Origin of the sequence: Ulvibacter litoralis (genome assembly GCF_900102055.1) — a bacterium.
Taxonomy (GTDB): Bacteria; Bacteroidota; Bacteroidia; order Flavobacteriales; family Flavobacteriaceae; genus Ulvibacter; species Ulvibacter litoralis.
In genome coordinates this window covers 1-1,701 of sequence record NZ_FNBA01000045.1, presented here as the reverse complement: position 1 = coordinate 1,701, position 1,701 = coordinate 1, and the positions used below count along the sequence as shown (strand labels likewise).

General features: G+C 36.2%; 1 protein-coding gene. It reads left to right on the top strand.

Features of this window, described 5'->3' with window-relative positions; translation table 11 throughout:
• Positions 1 to 188: 188 nt before the first annotated feature.
• The gene (locus BLQ00_RS17355; protein WP_093145584.1) at positions 189 to 935 is read left to right on the top strand and encodes a hypothetical protein; all 747 of its coding nucleotides are present in this window, start codon (positions 189 to 191) and stop codon (positions 933 to 935) included.
• The last annotated feature ends 766 nt before the right edge of the window (positions 936 to 1,701 follow it).

The window sequence follows — 1,701 nt, the reverse complement described above, 5'->3', positions numbered from 1 at the left end:
CATATAATTAACTATATTAGTTACCCAAATAAGAACGGTACGCTTGCCTTTCCGATTCTCACGCAGCTTTGAAGAATTTAGAACTAAGAAAGAATAAAAGGTCGCAGCTGCTTCAAGCCGCACGCTGCACCAAGCGCCACAATTATTATACAAACCCGTTGTGCATAATGTAACAGAACCGAGAAAAAATGGAGAAAAAAAGATACTATAACGATAATATTGGTCCAATCAAAGAAAACGAAGTTTTGGCTCTTAAAAAGGCTTTAGAATTATGTAATGAGATTGGAGATATAACTCAAATAACTTTGTTAATCCACACCAAAGGAAATACAGGATATTTAGAAAGGATATTCGAAACTCGGAATTTAAAAGACTTTTTTCGTGGAGTTAAAATAGACCAAAATTATCCGCCTTTAAAAATTGAAACTGTTCGGACTTTTAATGACGACTGGCAAGGAAAAAAGATTGTAGTGGCTTTTGGTTTACGTTCAAATGAATTGCATAAATACGATGATTATGAAAATGTTGCTGGAATAATTGCCCATCAATGGTCGGAAGATAGTGTGAAAGATTGGGCGCAATCTTGGGGAGCAATAGATTTAAAAACTGAAACGGAAATTGAAAAAACTGCGTTGCCTGACAAAGTTGTACAACAAGCATTTATTGATTTGACCAATTCTATCAATATGACAACTGGAATAACTCATCCAATGGACGAAGAACAATGCAAAACTTATATAAGAGCGCTGAAAAAATATGATTACGAATTAAATTCAAAAGAGATTTTTTCATTCTTAACGACAGAATTGAATTGGGAATCGGATAACGCAAATGATGTAATAAAATTAATTGACAAAGTTAATTCTGGCGGTTATTTCAAAGGTGGAGCAAAAACAGGATTGCAACATCATATTAAAAGATGGAAATCGAAATAAAAACACTATGCACAACAATGCATAAAAATCATGGCTTTTGGGCTGCAAAGTATTGTGTTTGCTACAAAAATTTAACTATCTTGGTATCGGACAAGAACGTGGAAGCTTGCCTTTCTGAGTCTCACGCAGCTGTGAACAATTGGGTGCCGAGGCGAAGGCTAAAGTGCAAGCTGCTTCAAGCCGCACGCTGCGCCAAGCGCCACGATTGTTATACTTAACCGTTACTTTTAATAGCTCGGAAAGAAAATCTTCGGATTTTTTTCCGAGCAAGAAACTGCTAAGAACGAAGTCGGTCATTGTCTCGGCTTCTCGTCTGAAAGCTACGATTCAAATTTTTAAATCATAAGACATTCACGTTTCTAAACAAACTATTTTACTTAATCTGATTTTAACGCTTCTTCGTTAAACCTGTGAATATATACTAAAGTGTTGGACCGATCATTTGGTTCGTGTCTCGCTCCAAAAAGTAACAACGCATAAGCATAATTGCTTGTTTATTACTTGAATTATGTTCGCAACAAATAATTAACTAAATTGGTTCTCGGAAAAGAACGTATAAACTTGCCTTTCCGATTCTCACGCAGCTCCGAATAATTGGAACTAAACAAGGAACCGAAAAGGTGTCGCCGCTGCCAGCATCGCGCTGCGCCAAACGCAACATTGCTTATACTAACCCGTTGTGTTTAATAAGTTACCCTTTCTGATTTTAAAGATTGTTTCTTGAAAAGGTCGATTTATAGAAGAGTTTTTTTTAGGTAACTGAGGA